Annotated in this window: 15 protein-coding genes and 1 pseudogene; 11 read left to right on the top strand and 5 right to left on the bottom strand. The window is 42.7% G+C overall.

Annotation, left to right across the window (positions count from 1 at the left end; translation table 11 throughout):
- The 3 genes and pseudogenes from ACWA5Z_RS08095 to ACWA5Z_RS08085 all read right to left on the bottom strand — a co-directional run bounded on the left by ACWA5Z_RS08095 (position 1) and on the right by ACWA5Z_RS08085 (position 2,655).
- Positions 1 to 765, bottom strand: a pseudogene (locus ACWA5Z_RS08095) (iron ABC transporter ATP-binding protein).
- Positions 762 to 1,709, bottom strand: a complete 948-nt coding sequence (locus ACWA5Z_RS08090) for an iron chelate uptake ABC transporter family permease subunit (RefSeq protein ID WP_431051301.1) — start codon at positions 1,707 to 1,709, stop codon at positions 762 to 764. Before ACWA5Z_RS08090 ends, ACWA5Z_RS08095 begins: the two are co-directional and overlap by 4 nt.
- Positions 1,702 to 2,655, bottom strand: coding sequence for an ABC transporter permease (locus tag ACWA5Z_RS08085; RefSeq protein ID WP_431051299.1), 954 nt, complete (start codon positions 2,653 to 2,655; stop codon positions 1,702 to 1,704). The genes ACWA5Z_RS08090 and ACWA5Z_RS08085 overlap by 8 nt, the downstream gene beginning before the upstream one ends.
- A 403-nt stretch (positions 2,656 to 3,058) precedes the next feature.
- Between ACWA5Z_RS08085 and ACWA5Z_RS08080 the strand changes: the two genes are divergently transcribed.
- The 5 genes from ACWA5Z_RS08080 (at position 3,059) to ACWA5Z_RS08060 (ending at position 6,388) form a co-directional block, all read left to right on the top strand.
- Positions 3,059 to 3,385: a hypothetical protein gene (locus tag ACWA5Z_RS08080; RefSeq protein WP_431051297.1), complete on the top strand. Its 327-nt coding sequence runs from the start codon at positions 3,059 to 3,061 to the stop codon at positions 3,383 to 3,385.
- A 38-nt stretch (positions 3,386 to 3,423) separates the two neighbouring features.
- Entirely contained in the window at positions 3,424 to 3,711 is a 288-nt protein-coding gene (locus ACWA5Z_RS08075; RefSeq protein WP_431051295.1) for a hypothetical protein, read from the top strand.
- A 76-nt stretch (positions 3,712 to 3,787) separates the two neighbouring features.
- Entirely contained in the window at positions 3,788 to 4,846 is a 1,059-nt protein-coding gene (locus ACWA5Z_RS08070) for a DUF1266 domain-containing protein (RefSeq protein ID WP_431051293.1), read from the top strand.
- 79 nt (positions 4,847 to 4,925) lie between these two features.
- The gene (locus ACWA5Z_RS08065) at positions 4,926 to 5,402 is read left to right on the top strand and encodes a hypothetical protein (RefSeq protein WP_431051291.1); all 477 of its coding nucleotides are present in this window, start codon (positions 4,926 to 4,928) and stop codon (positions 5,400 to 5,402) included.
- Between the two features lie 428 nt (positions 5,403 to 5,830).
- Entirely contained in the window at positions 5,831 to 6,388 is a 558-nt protein-coding gene (locus ACWA5Z_RS08060) for a hypothetical protein (RefSeq protein WP_431051289.1), read from the top strand.
- Positions 6,389 to 7,989: 1,601 nt separating this feature from the next.
- On the opposite strand, the gene dnaJ is transcribed toward ACWA5Z_RS08060, so the two are convergent.
- Complete coding sequence (gene dnaJ / locus ACWA5Z_RS08055) at positions 7,990 to 9,117, bottom strand: molecular chaperone DnaJ (protein ID WP_431051287.1); 1,128 nt, start codon at positions 9,115 to 9,117, stop codon at positions 7,990 to 7,992.
- Between the two features lie 128 nt (positions 9,118 to 9,245).
- Complete coding sequence (gene dnaK / locus ACWA5Z_RS08050; RefSeq protein ID WP_431051286.1) at positions 9,246 to 11,159, bottom strand: molecular chaperone DnaK; 1,914 nt, start codon at positions 11,157 to 11,159, stop codon at positions 9,246 to 9,248.
- Between the two features lie 354 nt (positions 11,160 to 11,513).
- Between dnaK and ACWA5Z_RS08045 the strand changes: the two genes are divergently transcribed.
- From ACWA5Z_RS08045 to thiQ, 6 genes are all read left to right on the top strand, one after another.
- Positions 11,514 to 12,989, top strand: coding sequence for a YdgA family protein (locus ACWA5Z_RS08045; protein ID WP_431051284.1), 1,476 nt, complete (start codon positions 11,514 to 11,516; stop codon positions 12,987 to 12,989).
- 165 nt (positions 12,990 to 13,154) lie between these two features.
- Complete coding sequence (locus ACWA5Z_RS08040) at positions 13,155 to 13,610, top strand: RrF2 family transcriptional regulator (RefSeq protein WP_431051282.1); 456 nt, start codon at positions 13,155 to 13,157, stop codon at positions 13,608 to 13,610.
- 10 nt (positions 13,611 to 13,620) lie between these two features.
- Positions 13,621 to 14,436, top strand: coding sequence for a PPK2 family polyphosphate kinase (locus tag ACWA5Z_RS08035; protein WP_431051280.1), 816 nt, complete (start codon positions 13,621 to 13,623; stop codon positions 14,434 to 14,436).
- Between the two features lie 208 nt (positions 14,437 to 14,644).
- The gene (gene thiB, locus ACWA5Z_RS08030; protein ID WP_431051278.1) at positions 14,645 to 15,652 is read left to right on the top strand and encodes a thiamine ABC transporter substrate binding subunit; all 1,008 of its coding nucleotides are present in this window, start codon (positions 14,645 to 14,647) and stop codon (positions 15,650 to 15,652) included.
- Positions 15,653 to 15,659: 7 nt separating this feature from the next.
- Positions 15,660 to 17,273, top strand: a complete 1,614-nt coding sequence (thiP, locus tag ACWA5Z_RS08025; protein WP_431051276.1) for a thiamine/thiamine pyrophosphate ABC transporter permease ThiP — start codon at positions 15,660 to 15,662, stop codon at positions 17,271 to 17,273.
- Positions 17,245 to 17,892: a thiamine ABC transporter ATP-binding protein gene (gene thiQ / locus ACWA5Z_RS08020; RefSeq protein ID WP_431051274.1), complete on the top strand. Its 648-nt coding sequence runs from the start codon at positions 17,245 to 17,247 to the stop codon at positions 17,890 to 17,892. Before thiP ends, thiQ begins: the two co-directional genes overlap by 29 nt.
- Positions 17,893 to 17,921: the final 29 nt, after the last annotated feature.

Genomic DNA, 17,921 nt, shown 5'->3' with positions numbered 1-17,921 from the left:
TTAATTTCTAAAGAAAACGGCAATTTTATTGTCATCAATGGTATGAATCGGAATCTGCATGCCATAAATTTGTTGCAATGCTTCGGTTTGCATAATCTGCCCGACTTCGCCCTGCCGCACCAAACAGCCGTTTTTCAAAGCGACAATATAATCGGAATAACACGAAGCAAAATTAATATCGTGGATCACAATCACGACGGTTTTGCCCAATTCATCGGTCAGCTGGCGCAATACTTTCATAATCTGCACCGAATGTTTCATGTCCAGATTATTCAAGGGTTCATCAAGCAAAATATAATCGGTGTCCTGCGCCAACGTCATCGCAATATAGGTGCGCTGCCGCTGCCCGCCGCTCAGTTCGTTGATAAACACCTTACGGATTTTTTGCAGATTCATATAGTCCAGCGCTTGTTCGATATAGTGCTGATCTTCGGCACGCAACCGCCCTTTGCTATACGGAAAACGCCCGAACGCCACCAAATCTTCCACCGTCAGGCGCAAATCCAAATGGTTGCTCTGTTTTAAAATCGATAACTGTTGCGCAATTTATTGATTGGGAATGTCACTGATGTCTTTGCCGTTTAACCGCACTTTGCCGCTATCGGCGGTGAGCAGACGGCTGATGATCGCCAACAACGTGCTTTTGCCCGCCCCGTTCGGACCGATAAACGAGGTGATTTTACCCTGCGGAATGGTGAGCGAAATATCATTCAAAATGATTTTATCACCGTATTTTTTACTGATATGTTGTATTTCAAGACTCATGCCTGACTTCTCCGCAATAACAAATAAATAAAATAAATACCACCGATAAAATTGATAATCACACTGAGCGTGGCATTAAAATTCAATAACTGCGAGACAATAAATTGTCCGCCGACCAAGGTGACGATGGCAATCAGCACCGCCGCCGGAATCAGCACACGGTAGTGGTGGCTTTTCATAAACTCAAATGCCAAATTCATAACCAATAAACCCAAAAAGGTGATCGGTCCGACCAATGCGGTGGCAATGGAGGTCAAAACCGCCACGATAATCAGCAGCCGCTTGCTTAGCGCGCGGTAATCCAAACCGAGATTGATCGCCTGATCGCGCCCCAACGCCAATACATCCAACTGATACAGATAACGTGCCGCATAGGCTAACACCGCCAGCAGCAGCGCAGCGGCAAGCCATAAAATGTCGCGATTCACTTTATTGAAACTGGCAAAACTGGCGTCCTGTACAATCTGGAACTCATTCGGGTCGATCAACACTTCCATAAAAGTGCTGGCGCTTTGGAAAAAAGTGCCGAAAATAATGCCGACCAACAACAGGAAAAATAGATTTTCCCGTTCGCGTTTAAACAGGAAATAATAAAACGAGAGAGAAAACAGCGTCATAATCCCGCCCGACAGCAAAAAATCCAGTTGCGGATCAAGTTGCAACAGCGTCAGCGAGCCAAACGAAAAAATGATCGTCAGTTGGATTAAAATATAGAGCGAATCCAAACCTAAAATACTTGGCGTGAGAATACGGTTATTCACCAAGGTTTGGAAAATCATGCTCGAAACCGCAATCGCCACCGCCGTCAGCACAATCGCCGCCAGCGTAATCAAGCGGTAATTCAGGGCATACTGCCAGCGGTTCGGCAGGTTGTATCCCAAAAACAGCCCGATACAAACCGCACTTAGCACCAGCAATAATAAGAGTTTAATTCGATTAGACATGACGGAACCGCTTAAACAACAAGAGCAAGAAAATCCCGCTGCCAATCACCCCGACGATTAAATTAATCGCAATTTCATAGGGATAAATCACTACGCGCCCGATAATATCGCATGCTAACACAAACAGCGCGCCTAAAAGTGCGGTATGCGACAGCACATTTTTCAGGTTATCGCCCAAATACAGGGTGACGATATTCGGAATAATCAACCCTAAAAACGGAATCACCCCGACCGAGACGATAATAATCGAGGTGACCACCGCCGCAATCGCCAAACCGATGTATTGCACCTGCTTAAAATTCAAGCCCAAATTGACCGCAAAGGATTCTCCCATGCCGACAATCGCAAAACGGTTGGCGAACAGATAAACCAATAACAACGCAGGAATACTAAAATACAACATTTCATAACGTCCGCTCATCACCAACGAAAAATCGCCCTGCAACCAACCGGCAATGTTTTGTAATAAATCTTCTTTCATCGCCAGAAAAATCGTCACCGCACTGATAATATTGCCGAACATAATCCCGACCAGCGGCACAAAAATCACATCTTTGAATTTAAGCTTGGAGAGAATCGTAATAAAAACCAGTGTACCGGCAAAGGCTGCCGCAATCGCAATTGCGGTTTTGGTCAGCATTGAAGCTGTCGGAAACAGAATAATCGCAAGCAAAATGCCGAAACGTGCCGAATCCATGGTGCCGGCGGTGGTCGGCGACACAAAACGGTTGCGTGACAACTGTTGCATTACCAAGCCGCACACCGACAAACCCGCCCCAGCAATTAAAATACTGATTAAACGCGGTACACGGCTCAGCGTGAAGATCCGCCACTGTTCGCTATCAAAACCCAACAAGCCGTCTAAGGTTAGGCTGCTGACACCGATGAACAGAGAAAACAACGATAGCACCAATAACAGGCATATCAGATAACGTCTTTTGATCATAACAGGTGCTAAAAATCCAACAAATTTTAATCAAATGAGAATGATTTTTTATTTTATAGGCTGATGAAAAATAGCCAATTCCGTTTTGCTAAATTGATAAAACAGATTTAGCGCAGATAAAAAACAAAGTGCGGTTAAAGCCTGATCACTCCCCGCCTAACCGCACTTCGGTGATGTGTTGCTATGCCCTTTTCCTTGCTCGGCGTGCGGATAGAGATCGATTTTTCATTTGTAAATAAAGGTAATTTTTATAGGCAAGGCAAGGCAAGGCAAGGCAAGGCAAGGCAAGGCAAGGCAAGGCAAGGCAAGGCAACACATTGAATTTAATTAAAATATTTGTCAATGACAATTTCCTTGCTATCGCTATATCACCTTAATGGAAGTTGTTGATATTAAGGATAAAATGTTTTTTGAAACCCGAACAACAATGGGCAGTTTTCTTAAACTGTTAGGTAGTTTTATCAACTCCTATGCTTTTTGCGATATCAAAAAACAGCGTGAAATTCAGCAAAAATCAATTAATTGGGTAAGGGAACATCCTTATCAAATAATCTTTTCGAAGGAACTGCCTTCACCGCATACTGATCGTCAAGCCGCCCTAAAAAAATCAGCAAAGGAACTGGACGATATACTCAAAGACCAAGACGCTTATTTTGCAGATCCGAAAAACCTTGCCGAATTTCGAGCCAAACGAAAAGCAAATAATGCAGATCAACAATTTTGTTGGTAAGCCTGATTCTATAACCTAACCTAAAACAAGAGGAAACCATGTTAAATCTAAATTGCCCTAATTGCCAAAAATCAATGGGATTCATCAATAACTTCAATAACATCAACCGCAAAGAAGTAACCTGCCCTCACTGCCAAGCTACCGTGAATAAAAAATTCAATATTGTTAAAGGATTGCTGGCTGCCTTGGGTTGCTTAATTGTTGCGACAGTTATCCTCTTTTTCGTTTTAGGAGAGGGTAACACAACCATGTATCTTGGAGGGTTCGCCGGCATTCTCGGATTTATTGCATTTGGTACAAGCTATAATAAAAAACCGAATTCATAGCAAGATACGAAAAATCCCGATTTATGCGGGATTTTTCTTACTTATCTCGTTTCCATTTTGACCTAAGGAAAATATTATGGGCTTAAAAAACAAACTTTATCGGAAACAATTCGCCCCTTTCAAACCACTCATAGGTGTAGCTATCATACTTGCTATGTATTTTTACGGGTTGATTGATTTTGACTTCTATTCACAAAAACTCGGTTTTGATATACCGCATTGGTTTTTTTACAGTATATTCGCTGCTCTTTGTTTATATGCTGCTTGGAAAACCTTTTGGGGTGTCATTTGGATATTGAGCGCCAAAGAAAATAGTCGGTCAAAATGCTTTTTCGGCATGCTGAACAATAAAAATCCACAAGTAAAAATTGAAAATGGATTAGAAGAGTATGCACTCTTAGCTTCCACATTTTATGAAGCAAGTCAAATACTAATCGGTGATAAAGAAAGTTTAAGCGAACTTGCTAAAAACCCAAATTATATTCCCCCTTACCGTTTAGATAAAGACGGTGATCTACGAGGAGGATCTCAATTTATTAACAGTATTGAGGGAATGCACCATTTAACCAAAAAAGAAGCGGAATATCGCTTAAAAGTGCCTCTTGAAAATGCTTGGGGAATCACCGGCAAAACATCAGCACTCGAGCAAATAGACGCATTATGGCATAGCGCCTTAGAGTCGGCAGAATATAATCTGTTGGATTCTGAAAAAGGCGTGCTTTATACTAAAACGGTACAGGAATTCGGTTATAAAACGGTTAATTTCAAGACAGACACTAATGCAGCCGGTTTTGATATTATCCGTTTTATTTATATTGCTCGTTCAAGTTTTACTTTAGGCTATATCCCTGAAGAAAGCGTACGCAACGCATTATGGAATGCAGCACGATTTATTGCCACCTCTTATGAAAGTTGGGAACAACTCGGCTATTCTTATTTAGTGACCTTCTTAAATTGGAATTTGACATCAAATTATGACGAATCGACTTATTGTTATATCACTGAACGTGTAACCGCTATCAATCAGCTATTTTCCGAACCCAACAGCCCATTAAAAGACACGTCGTTAGATATATTACGCACTCTTATCGAAAAAGAATTAACCGATAACGCCAAGCAAGAATCCGCTATCTAATGAACTATTCAATGCCGATATAAAGAATGTCGGCATTATTTTATTTAATCCCATTAGGGAGTTTTTAATAGATATGATTATGCAAGATAAAATTCGTTGTCCTTATTGCCTGAGCGTGTTGAATCAACTGTTCATCAAACACAATCAGTACTATTGTGGCAATTGTTTGAAGAAATACCGATTACAATCCGTCCAATCAACTGAACATGTAATTGCTTTAAAACAATCCAAGGAATATGATGAAGAGAAAGATTATTTTAAACAACTCGAAATCAGAAATAAATTACTCGATAAAAAATCATTTTGGTCTTCTTTTGTGCCTTATTATCTCGAACAAATGGTCAAAGAGATTAAGCTCAAAGGGCGATATCGAGTATGGTTTATTGTAATATTTCTCTTAAGCTTATTTGCTTTTCGTGTCTATCAATCTGAAAAACAATATATTTTTCAAGATATTGAAGTTCAAAAAAATAATGAACGACTGAGAGCAATTATAGAAAAAACAGAAAAAAACAGACTAGAGCTACAGCGACGAGCTGAGGAAAGAGAAAAATAACCTAGAGAAATCAATAAATATGAGTGAGATAGTTTACTTTCTTTGTGCTTGGGCTGCGGCATCGATAATCAGTTACTTTTACCGTAAACGGCTTGTATTGCTTATCTTGGTGCTGCTGCTGTTTGCTTCGGTCGAGATCATACGCCGGAATAGTGTGTATTTTCAAAATCGGATAGAGGATATATATCCAATCACAGTGTTGCTCGCTTTATTATTTTTACACACATTCTTGATGGTTGCGGCTCCGCTGATGATGAAAGTAGTGAGGATAAGTGAGAAAAACAAAGAAATCGGAACAAGGATTTTTATTGCTATTTTTTATATTTTCACTTTATTTTTTCTGTTTATGATGTTTGTTAAAGGAGTTATCCATTGATTAATATCGTTGTTTTTATATTCTGTTATTTCAATTTTAAATAGTTACATATATGAAAAATCACATCATAATAATAGTAGAAAATGGCTATGTGACTTACTGGAATTCTGATACGGATAAATTCTATCGTAGTTATATTGGTTTAAGCAAATTAAATAACGGCAAGCATTATATTGCTGTTGTGATTTCACTTTATTTTCTAAAACAAGTTGATAATTTTTTAAATACGGTAGTTCATAATCATTTTATATTTTGGACTGTCGGAACATTAAGTGTAATCGGACTTTGCTCAATCTTGTTTAACACTTTCTATACAAGAGTTATAAGCAAGATAAAACCGCTTCCTATTGAAGAGAATTTTATCACCCGTGAATTTTATAATAAATTTAAAAATAGAATAAAAATAATTCTAACCAGTATGATGATTTTCATTAGTTTATTTTTGGTCTTTATTATTTTTTCTTGGCGTATGAAAAGCATGGCATTATTGTTTTGTGCGTGGGCTTGCTTGTGTTGTAGTATTATGATTCTACAAGGTACTAATTTCATAGGACTTTATCAATTTTATCAAAAATACCTAAAAACTACGATTAAACCGATAAGTAAATAAGTATGAAAAAATATATTCTCACCATGCTTGCCCTTTTGGATACTTTCTATTTATTCATTTATTTTTTGAATTCCTTCAAAGATAATAAAATCCCTTTTTATAGCGATCTTTTATCTTTATCTATATTATGGGAGAGGATGGGTAGCTTAGCCATTACTTTACCTATCGCCAGCACTATTTTACTTTTATCATTATTTTTATCTATATACTATTACATCTCTGATAAATGGCTTGGATTTTATCTTGCCATGTTCCAACTTCCACTTAGAATTTTCTGTTTGCTACCCTCTATTCCATATTCAATCTACGCATTCAAATCGCTCTTTAATCTAGTAAGCATTTATTCATTTTACTTTCTCATCACATTAGAGCTAAGCAAAGTTCTTTTTCTCTATTTACTTTTTAAAGAAAACAGGAGCATTAAGTGATATTATTTTTATGTTTTATGCTAATTATGGCTATGCTATTCAAATTTCATTATAAAAACAAGATGTTATTTTTAATTTTTACAACTTTATTAGTTTTGATAACTTATTTAAATGAATCAAGCTACAAAGTGAATTTCTATTTAATTGTTTTTCTCATTTTAATTTTCATAACTTCTTTCTGCTTGCTTTCTATTAATATTGTTATAAGAATTGCATTCAATAAACTTAGATATAGAGAGAACATAAGGAAAATATACTTAACATTCATTTTTATTGGTTTGTCTGTATTATCATACAAATTTTTGGTTGATGGTATATTGGAGAAATAAATGCATTACTATCACTTTTATAAACTCGTGAGGAATTGATAAAAAAATTTATTATCGTAATTTTACCACTATGATTATTAGATAAGAAAACAGTTTTATTGTAAAAGTTGGAAGCGTTGAGGTATTAAATTTCATTATATGAATAAAATAAAATATTTTTGGAATTACCTATTTTATTTTGCTTGGCGATTGCATTGTAAAATTGGTTTTATGTTGATAGAACGCCCATTAATGTATGGCTTAGAAAGCATACTAAAATTTATACCAATAATTAAACATAGTGCCGCCGCACGTTATCGGAGCCGGCGTAAGGTGCTAGATGATATGGAGAGCGGTTTTAATATCCGTTTTGTATTTAAATTTTTTTTGACACTCACCTGGGTAATAATCGTGAGCCTTTTTTCTTATCTTATTGTCTATTTAGAAATAGCGATAAATAATTCTCTCTTTTTGACTATTCATTTTATTGTTACAATCGCCATTTCACATTTAATCAATATAAAATTACTCGGCTGGTATAACAATGGATACCTTGCTTATTTTAAAAAATTCAAAAAGAGTGCGAACAATAGGTTCGGTTATTTTTCAATTATTACTTTCTATTTTTTTGCATTTTCATTTTGTTTATTCACACTTTATTTTCATACGAAATTTGATTTTTTGAGTTGATGACATCATGGTGGGTAAATTTTGCGAATTAAACTGTTCCTTATGCATATGCCCGCATGCGGAGAGAGATATATTAGTGAAAAATAAACCTTGCTGAAAAACAAAGGGCGGTTAAACTTTTGGAGTCAGATCACTTTCGCTTAACCGCACTTTCATTTCAAAATCAACCACTCAGCTACTTGGTCAAATCATCAAAGAACTTCTTCACGCCGTCTAAAAAGCTGGAGGATTTCGGGCGATGGGAATTCGCGCCCTCCAAACTTTGTTCCAGTTGTTTCAACAGCTCTTTTTGTTCGTCGTTGAGTTTGACCGGCGTTTCGATAATCACTTTACAGATTAAATCACCGGCGTAGTGGCTGCGGGTCGAAGTCACGCCTTTACCGCGCATTCTGAACAGTTTACCGGTTTGGGTTTCCGCCGGGATTTTCAGTTTCACCCGTCCGTCTAAGGTCGGCACTTCGATTTCGCCGCCCAAGGCTGCCATGGTGAAACTGATCGGCACTTCGCAATACAGGTTGTTGCCGTCACGTTCAAAGATGTGATGATCTTTCACGTGGATAACAACATATAAATCCCCTGCCGGTGCGCCGTTTTCGCCCGCTGCGCCTTCGCCACTTAAACGTAATTGGTTGCCGCTATCAACCCCCGGCGGGATTTTGACCGACAGATTTTTGGCTTTATGCACCCGTCCGTCGCCATGGCATTTGGTACACGGTTTTTCGATTTTCTTGCCTGAACCATGACAGGTAGGGCAGGCTTGTTCGGTGACGAAAAAGCCTTGTTGGCGGCGCACGCGCCCTGCGCCGTGGCAGGTCGGGCAGGTTTCCACTTTCGAGCCGTCCTGCGCGCCGCTGCCGTGGCAACTGTCGCATTCCGCCAAAGTATTGATTTTAATATCTTTGCTTGTACCTTTAACCGCTTCTTCCAGCGTAATTTCCAGATCATAGCGCAAATCGTCGCCACGTACCACACGCTGGCGACCACGACCGCCGCCGAACATATCGCTGAAAATATCGCCGAAAATATCGCCGAAATCCGCACCGCCAAAGCCGCCTCCGTTGCCGCCGAAACCGCCTTGCTCAAATGCGGCGTGTCCGTATTGATCATAGGCGGCACGTTTTTGCGAATCGGTCAACACTTCATAGGCTTCTTTGACCTCTTTGAACTGCGCCTCGGTATCTTTGTTATCCGGATTGCGGTCAGGGTGATATTTCATCGCCAAGCGTTTATACGCTTTTTTGATCTCTTTTTCTTCGGCATTGCGCGCAACGCCTAACACTTCATAATAATCACGCTTTGACATAGTCTTCCCGTTCGCTTGTTACTTCTATTACTGTCTTTTTCTGTTATATGTGCAAAAGGGCGAAGATTACTCATCGCCCTAACCTGTTTTAAAGAAAGAAAATTTGACTTTCTTTACTGCGCATTTGCTTACTTGTCTTTCACTTCTTCAAATTCCGCATCGACCACATCATCGCCGCCTTTGCCTTGCTCCGCTTGGGTTTGCGCTTGCTGCTGACCGGCTTGGGCTTGCTGCTGTGCCGCTGCGATTAATTTTTCAGAAGCCTGAATCAAAGTTTGGGTTTTCGCTTCGATCACGTCTTTGTTTTCGCCTTTGGCCGCGGTTTCCAACTCGCTGACCGCACTTTCAATTGCGGCGCGATCTTCGCCGCTCAGGGCTTCACCGGCTTCTTCCAGTTGTTTACGGGTTGAGTGAACAAGATGATCCGCTTGGTTGCGCGCTTGCACCAACTCTTCAAATTTGCGATCCGCTTCCGCATTCGCTTCCGCATCACGTACCATTTGTTGGATTTCGTCATCACTCAGACCGGAAGAGGCTTTAATCGTGATTTTTTGCTCTTTACCCGTGCCTTTGTCTTTCGCCGAAACGTGTAAGATCCCGTCTGCGTCAATGTCAAAGGTCACTTCGATTTGCGGCATGCCGCGTGGCGCAGCTTGGATACCTTCTAGGTTAAACTGTCCCAATGATTTGTTGTCACCGGCACGTTTACGCTCCCCTTGCAACACATGAATGGTTACCGCACTTTGGTTGTCTTCCGCAGTGGAGAACACTTGGCTGTGCTTGGTTGGGATCGTGGTGTTTTTCTCGATCAGTTTGGTCATCACGCCGCCCATGGTTTCGATACCCAATGACAACGGAGTAACGTCAAGCAACAACACGTCTTTTACATCACCCGCCAACACGCCTCCTTGCACCGCCGCACCAATCGCGACCGCTTCGTCTGGGTTCACGTCTTTACGCGGTTCTTTGCCGAAGAATTCAGCCACTTTTTGCTGCACCAACGGCATACGGGTTTGACCGCCGACCAAAATCACATCGTCGATTTCAGACACGCTTAAATCCGCATCTTTCAGCGCAATACGCACCGGCTCTAATGAGCGTTGCACCAAATCTTCCACCAGCGATTCCAATTTGGCACGGGTCAGCTTGATGTTCAAGTGTTTCGGGCCGGTTGCGTCCGCAGTGATATACGGCAGATTCACATCGGTTTGTTGTGCGGAAGACAATTCGATTTTCGCTTTCTCTCCGGCTTCTTTCAAACGTTGCATTGCCAACGGATCGTTGCGCAGATCAATACCTTGCTCTTTTTTGAACTCGTCAACCAAGTAGTTGATCACACGGTTATCGAAGTCTTCCCCGCCTAAGTGGGTATCGCCGTTGGTCGCCAACACTTCAAAGGTTTTCTCGCCGTCCACATCGTCGATTTCGATGATAGACAAGTCAAAGGTGCCGCCCCCCAAGTCATAAACCGCGATGGTGTGGTTGCCTTTGTCTTTATCCAAGCCATATGCCAACGCTGCCGCCGTCGGTTCGTTGATGATACGTTTGACTTCTAAGCCTGCGATACGGCCGGCATCTTTGGTTGCCTGACGTTGCGCGTCGTTGAAGTATGCCGGCACAGTGATAACCGCTTCGGTCACTTTCTCGCCCAAGAAATCTTCGGCGGTTTTCTTCATTTTTTTCAACACTTCCGCAGAAATTTGCGGCGGCGCCATTTTTTCGCCTTTGACGGAAACCCAAGCATCGCCATTGTCGGCTTTTACAATATCAAACGGCATGATGTTAACGTCACGCTGTACTTCTTCATCGGTAAAACGACGACCAATCAAACGTTTGATTGCAAACAGTGTGTTTTTCGGGTTGGTTACCGCTTGGCGTTTTGCCGGCTGCCCGACTAAGGTTTCACCGTCTTGGGTATAAGCAATGATCGATGGCGTGGTACGATCCCCTTCCGCATTCTCGATCACGCGCGGTTTGTCACCGTCCATCACTGCCACACATGAGTTTGTTGTTCCTAAGTCAATACCAATAATTTTTCCCATTTTGTTTCTCCTGTTAAATCTGAAATTTGTTCTCTGCAAAGCAAACGAATTACTTCGATGCTTTTAAGATGCGGACTAAAAACCGGATTTCAACTCTGTTTTAAAAAATTTCTGCAATTTTTTAACCCGACTCAAATCCCCGTCCCGCTCACGCTTGTGTCAATAAATAAGACCGAAAAAATAAACTTCAAGAGGCAAAGTGCGGTTTTGCGCAAAAATAGTTTTTCCGCTTAAGATGTTAAAGAGAGAGTATAACCCGGAGGGTTAACTATGGTATTTTTTAGCCATTGCCGATATACTGTCGAAGTGCACTAAAATCGAGTCAATTGACAACTTCATCTTCACAGGAGAAAAATGATGAAAAAATCTTCTTTCGCTCTCGCTACCGTTGCCGTTCTCGTTGCAGCTTGGGCTGGCGGCGCTTGGTATTCCGGCAAAGTCTTGCAAGAAAAATATCCTGAATACATCAGAAATAACAATGAGAAAGTTGCTGCCAATTACAACGTGGCGTTTCATGGTATTTACCGCTTTGAAGTTAAAAATGTCAAATTGGAGCGCAACTTCTTCTCCACTGAGATTGAAGATCACTTAATCGTTACTGATTTAGAAGAAAATAAACAATACATTTTTCCATTCAAAACGACTGCCGAACACGGACCGTTGCCACTCTCGCGTTTGAGTAGCCTGAAATTAACGCCGGTGTTGACAGCTGCCCGCTCCGAATTGGCTGAAAATCCGTCAATCAGCGAACTGTTCAAAGCCAGTAAAGGCGTAGCACCGTATAGCGGCAATTTCAGTATTAGTTACGGTGGGCAAATCCAACAAACATCGACCATTGCCGCATTTGACTATAATAATGAGCAAATTTCCGTTAACAGCACGCCGATCCATATCGAAAGCGACACCAATCAAGACGGTATCGGTTTAATTAAACTGCAATTGGATAAATGGGTTTCTACTGTACCGGCGACTGAATACAACGACAATTATGAAAAAATCAGTGTGAAACGCACGCTCACGTTTGAAAATGTCACGCTGGATTCGGATCTGAAACCGACGAATTGGAAATATATTCCGAACGGAAAGCAGCTGTTTAATATCGGCTTGGTGAATATCAACGACGAAGCGGACGAAGCGGTTGAAGGTTACACCCCCGCCAACACCCAATTAAAAAATGTACGTTTGGATTACAATACCACACTCAATAATGATTTTGTTGATTACCGTATAAATAACAGCATTGAATCCTTAACGGCACAAGGGGAAAACTTCGGACAAATTGATCTTAACCTGAATTTAGGTCATTTATCGGCGGAATATTTAAACCAAGGGATTGAAGCCTTTACTAACCCGAATCCAAAACAGCAAGAAGAGCAAGTGACCGCGGCAGGTTTAAGCTTATTACAACATCAACCGACCTTTTCGATTCAACTGTTTAAATTGAAAAACAGCGCCGGCGAAAATCAACTGACTTTTGATCTGGCTTTCGCCAAGGTCGATCAACAAGCCGCATTAATGCAAGGCAAGTTTTTGTCGCTGTTTGACAAACTGGAAATGAATGCCAATATCAACCGCCAATCCGCTGAGGTTTTCAGCACCAGTATCTCCAAACTGGACGGCGTTGAAAATCCCGAAGCCGCTGCCAAAGCCGAACTGGATGCCGCCTTGCAAGAGGCTGTCGCGCAGAATGCGTTGACCACCGACGACAACGGCGCAACCTATCAGTCCAAATTGATTCTGGAAAACGGCGAATTGAAATTCAACGGTGAAGTCATCCCCGAAGAAGCCATCGCCCAAACCTTGATGATGATTTTGATGGGTGGATTATAAACACAACACAAGGGCAGATCAGATTTTGATCCGCCCTTTTTCTGACTCGCCACTTTCCCATATGGCAATATTACTTTTCTCCGCTTATGCTTGATAATGATCAACCGTAACAATTTGAGTTATGTTAGAATCTTTATAATATTTTTACTGAAGATAATTAACAGCATGAAACTAAGCAAATTTACCGATTACAATCTGAGGGTTTTAATCTATTTGGCGTTGCACAACGATCGCTTGTGCACCATTCAAGAAATCGCCAGTGCCTATCAAATTTCGGAAAATCATTTGATGAAGGTGATCCATCATCTGGCGAAACAGCAAACTATTTTGTCACGCCGTGGCAAAGGCGGGGGGATTCAGCTTGCCCGTCCCCCTAATGAAATTAATTTATCGGAAGTCATCCGTAACGCGGAGGGAGACGACTCCCTGGTGCGCTGCCGCGATCATGGCGTTGCCTGCTGTATCACCCCGGCCTGCCAACTGCCCTCGATTTTTAATTTGGCACTTGAGGCCTTTTATCAATATCTTTCACAATATCGCCTGAGTGACGTATTAAAACAACCTGAATTGTTTGCCCGGCATTTCAATCAACAGCAAATCAATCATAGCATGGTTAACTAAGGAGCCGCCGATGGCGTTTGATGTAAAAAATTACCGGATTGACGAGAAAAATAAATTAGACATCAAAACCTTTTCGACCAACGGTAAAAAAGACATTGCCGCAAGCAAAGAAGAGCGCAATGCGATTCTGACCGCACTTTCGCCGGAATTGGATCAGCTGCAAGATTTATTATATGCCGAACATCAACGCAAAGTGTTGATCGTGCTGCAAGGCATGGATACCTCCGGCAAAGACGGCACCATTCGTGCGGTGTTTCAAAGTGTCGATCCGCTGGCGGTGCGCACCGCTTATTTCAAAGCCCCGACGGCGAACGAGTTGGATCGGGATTATCTGTGGCGGGTGCATAATGTGGTGCCGCGCCGTGGTGAAATGGTGATTTTTAACCGCAGCCACTATGAAGATGTGCTGGTGACGAAAGTCAAAGGTTGGATCAGTGACGAAGAAGAGCAACGCCGCTTACGGCATATCCGTGATTTCGAGCGTTTGCTGAGTGAAACCGGCACCGTCATCTTAAAATTTTTCTTACACATCTCCAAAGATGAACAAAAAGAGCGCTTGCAAGAACGTTTGGATAACCCGGAAAAGAATTGGAAATTTAATCTGGGCGATTTAGATGATCGCAGGCTGTGGGGCGATTTCCAAAAACAGTATGAAAAAGTGATCAATCAAACCTCAACCGATTATGCTCCTTGGTATGTGATTCCGGCGGATTCTAAGTCCGGACGCAATGTGATTATCATGAAAATCTTATTGGAAACCCTGCGCAAGCTGGAAATGCAATATCCGCAAGTCGATACCGCCGGCTGGCCGAAAACCGTCGAATAATCCCTTTTCTTTCTATTTTCTTTTAGATAAGATAAACGCACTCTCATGGGGTGCATTATCTATTTGTTCTACCACAATGATAAGGCTGAGAAATACCCATTGAACCTGATCTGATTAGTAGCAGCGAAGGGATTTGAGATTGTGTTTCCGCGCAAGCACTCTCCTCCGATCCTTTTTTATCATTGATATATATAAAAAGGATTTCCACATGTCTTATTTCAGCAAAAACATTCAAAAAACCATTTTTACGCTGGCACTTGCCGGTCTCGGCAGTGTTGCCTTGGCAGCCGATAAGCCGGTTTTGACGGTTTACAGTTATGATTCGTTCACCTCCGACTGGGGGCCGGCACCAAAATTAAAACCGCTGTTTGAACAGCAATGCCAATGCGAGCTGAAATTTGTGCCGTTTGAGGACGGCGTCACCCTGTTTAACCGTTTACGTTTAGAGGGCAAAAACAGTAAAGCCGATGTGATTATCGGTTTGGATAACAACTTGCTGCCGGAAGCACGTCAATCCGAATTGTTTGCTGAAAATAACGTTGATTTAGCCGCCTTATCATTGCCGATCGAATGGCAAGACCGCACTTTCCTACCGTATGACTACGGGCAATATGCTTTTATTTATGATCGCGAAACATTGGCGAATCCGCCAAGCAGCTTAACGGAATTGATCGAACGGCAAGATCTGAAAGTGATTTACCAAGATCCGCGCACCAGCACCGTCGGACGGGGTTTATTGGCTTGGGTGAATGCGGTTTATCCGCAGGAACAGGTCGCGCAAGCGTGGCAAACTCTGGCAAAACACACCGTGACCGTCGGCAAAGGCTGGTCGGAAACCTACGGCGCGTTTTTGAAAGGCGAAGCGGATCTGGTGCTGAGTTATAACACCTCGCCACTGTATCACCAAATCCATGAACAAAAAGACAATTATACCGCAGCGGAATTCAGCGAAGGGCATATTGTGCAAATCGAACTGGCGGCAAAGCTGAAAAACAGCAAACACCCCGCCCTTGCCGATCAGTTTTTAGCCTTTTTAATCAGCCCTGAGGCACAAAAAACCATTGCTTTGCATAATATTATGTTGCCGGTGATCAACACCGAAGTCGAACCGCACTTCGATCAATTCGCACCGTTTAAAACCCTTGCCGTGCCATTCCCGGAAAAAGAGAACGGCAAAGCGCAAATTCAAGTCTGGCAACAGGCGCTAAGCCAATAAACACGCGATGATCAACCATCGGTTAACACTCGCCACTTGCCTGCCCGGTTTGGCCGTGGTGAGTTTTTTACTCTTGTTTTATGCCAACAGCTTGTGGCAATTGTTACAGTACAGTCTGCCCGACACCTGGCACAGCCTGTGGCAAGACAGTTACTTTTGGCATATCCTCAAATTCAGTTTGTGGCAAGCGCTGTTGTCGGCGCTGTTGTCGCTCGCCGGCGGCTTGCTCACCGCCCATGCGCTGTTTCACCGCACCTTTATCGGTAAAAATCGGCTATTGAAGATTTTATCGCTGACCTTTGTTCTGCCGGTGCTGGTGGCGGTGTTCGGCTTAATCGGCGTTTACGGCTTGTCCGGCTGGTTCAATCAGCTGCTGGCATGGCTGCAACTGGATTGGCAACCGCACTTTTATGGTTTAAGCGGCATTTTGATTGCCCATTTGTTCTTTAATTTACCGCTCGCCAGTAAAATATTCCTACAAGCGCTGCACAGCATTCCCGTTCAACAACGGCAATTGGCGGCGCAACTCAATATCCGCAATCTGGATTTTTTCCGCTTAATCGAATTTCCCTATCTGCGCCAACAGCTATTGCCGGTGTTTGCCTTGATTTTTATGCTGTGCTTCACCAGTTTTGCGATTGTATTAACCCTCGGCGGCGGGCCGAAATACACCACCTTGGAAGTGGCGATTTTTCAAGCCATCACCTTTGATTTTGATTTGGGCAAAGCGGCAACTCTGGCACTGGTTCAATTCGCTTTATGTTTTGTACTGTTTCAAACTAACGCCTATTTCAGCCGCCATACCGCCACTGTGCTCAGTAAAGCGCAATACCGCTATCAACCGCAAGCCTTCAACCGCACTTTTCAGTTTCTCCATGCGCTGATTTTGTTACTGGTTGTCTTGTTTATCGCCCTGCCGCTGCTGAATATTGTGTATAGCGGTTTACGCTCGCCGGCATTATGGCAAGTGTGGCAAAGCGCACAATTATGGCAAGCCCTCGGTTATTCGCTCACGCTTGCCCCGGTCGCCGCGTTGATTGCCGTGAGTTTGAGTGTCGCCCTGCTGTTGACCGTGCGCCAACTGCGTTGGCACTACTACCGCAAAAGTGCGGATAGCATGCTGAATATCGGCATGATGATCTTAGCGATTCCCACTTTAGTATTGGCAATCGGGCTGTTTTTATTGCTGCAAACGATCGATTTTTCCACTCTTCACCTGTTTTTGATTGTCGCCCTGTGTAATGCGCTGATCGCCATGCCGTTCGTACTACGGATTTTAGCCGCGCCGTTTCAAAACAATATGCTGTATTACGAAAAACTGTGCCAATCGCTAGGCATTCGCGGTTGGACACGTTGGAAAATCATCGAATGGCAACAATTACGCCAACCGATTCGCAGCGCTTATGCCTATGCCTTCACCCTCTCACTGGGCGATTTCACCGCCATTGCGCTGTTTGGCAACCAAGATTTCAGCTCGCTGCCACGGCTGTTATACCAACAATTGGGGCACTACCGTTCACAAGAAGCGGCGGTGACCGCCTTGGTATTACTGATACTCTGTGCGCTAACATTTTTATTTATCGAGAAAGACCATGATTCATCTCAACCAATTGACCTTTAATTATCAAGCAATGCCAATGCAGTTTGACTTAAGCGTTGCCGCGGGGGAAAAGGTGGCGATTATCGGTGCCAGCGGTGCCGGCAAAAGCACATTGTTAAATTTAATCGCCGGGTTTGAATTTGCCGACAGCGGCATGATTCGGCTGAATGGTGAAGATCACACGCACAGCCAACCGCACCTGCGCCCGGTGTCGATGTTGTTTCAGGAAAATAATCTGTTTAACCATTTAAGCGTGGAACAAAATATTATTTTGGGTTTACAGCCGAATTTAACAATTAATCCGCAACAGCAACAACAAGTGCGGTTAATTGCCGAGCAAGTCGGATTAACCGATTTTCTCAAGCGGCTGCCGGATCAACTGTCCGGCGGGCAAAAACAACGGGTGGCACTCGCCCGTTGTTTGTTGCGTGATAAACCGATCTTGCTATTAGACGAACCGTTTTCCGCCCTCGACAGTACGCTGCGGGGTGAGATGTTGCAACTGTTACAACAAATTTGCCAACGGAAAAACACCACCTTGCTGATGGTCACCCACCAACCGCAAGAAGTAGCGCACTTTGTCGACCGCACTTTAACCGTGGCGAACGGGCAAATTGTCAAGCAAAGTGCGGTTGATTGAAAAACCGTAAAGCGGTTGAACTTATTCGT

The organism is Testudinibacter sp. P80/BLE/0925 (genome assembly GCF_053570785.1).
Note: the sequence above shows the minus strand (reverse complement) of the source record. Positions and strands in the feature narration are given on the sequence as shown.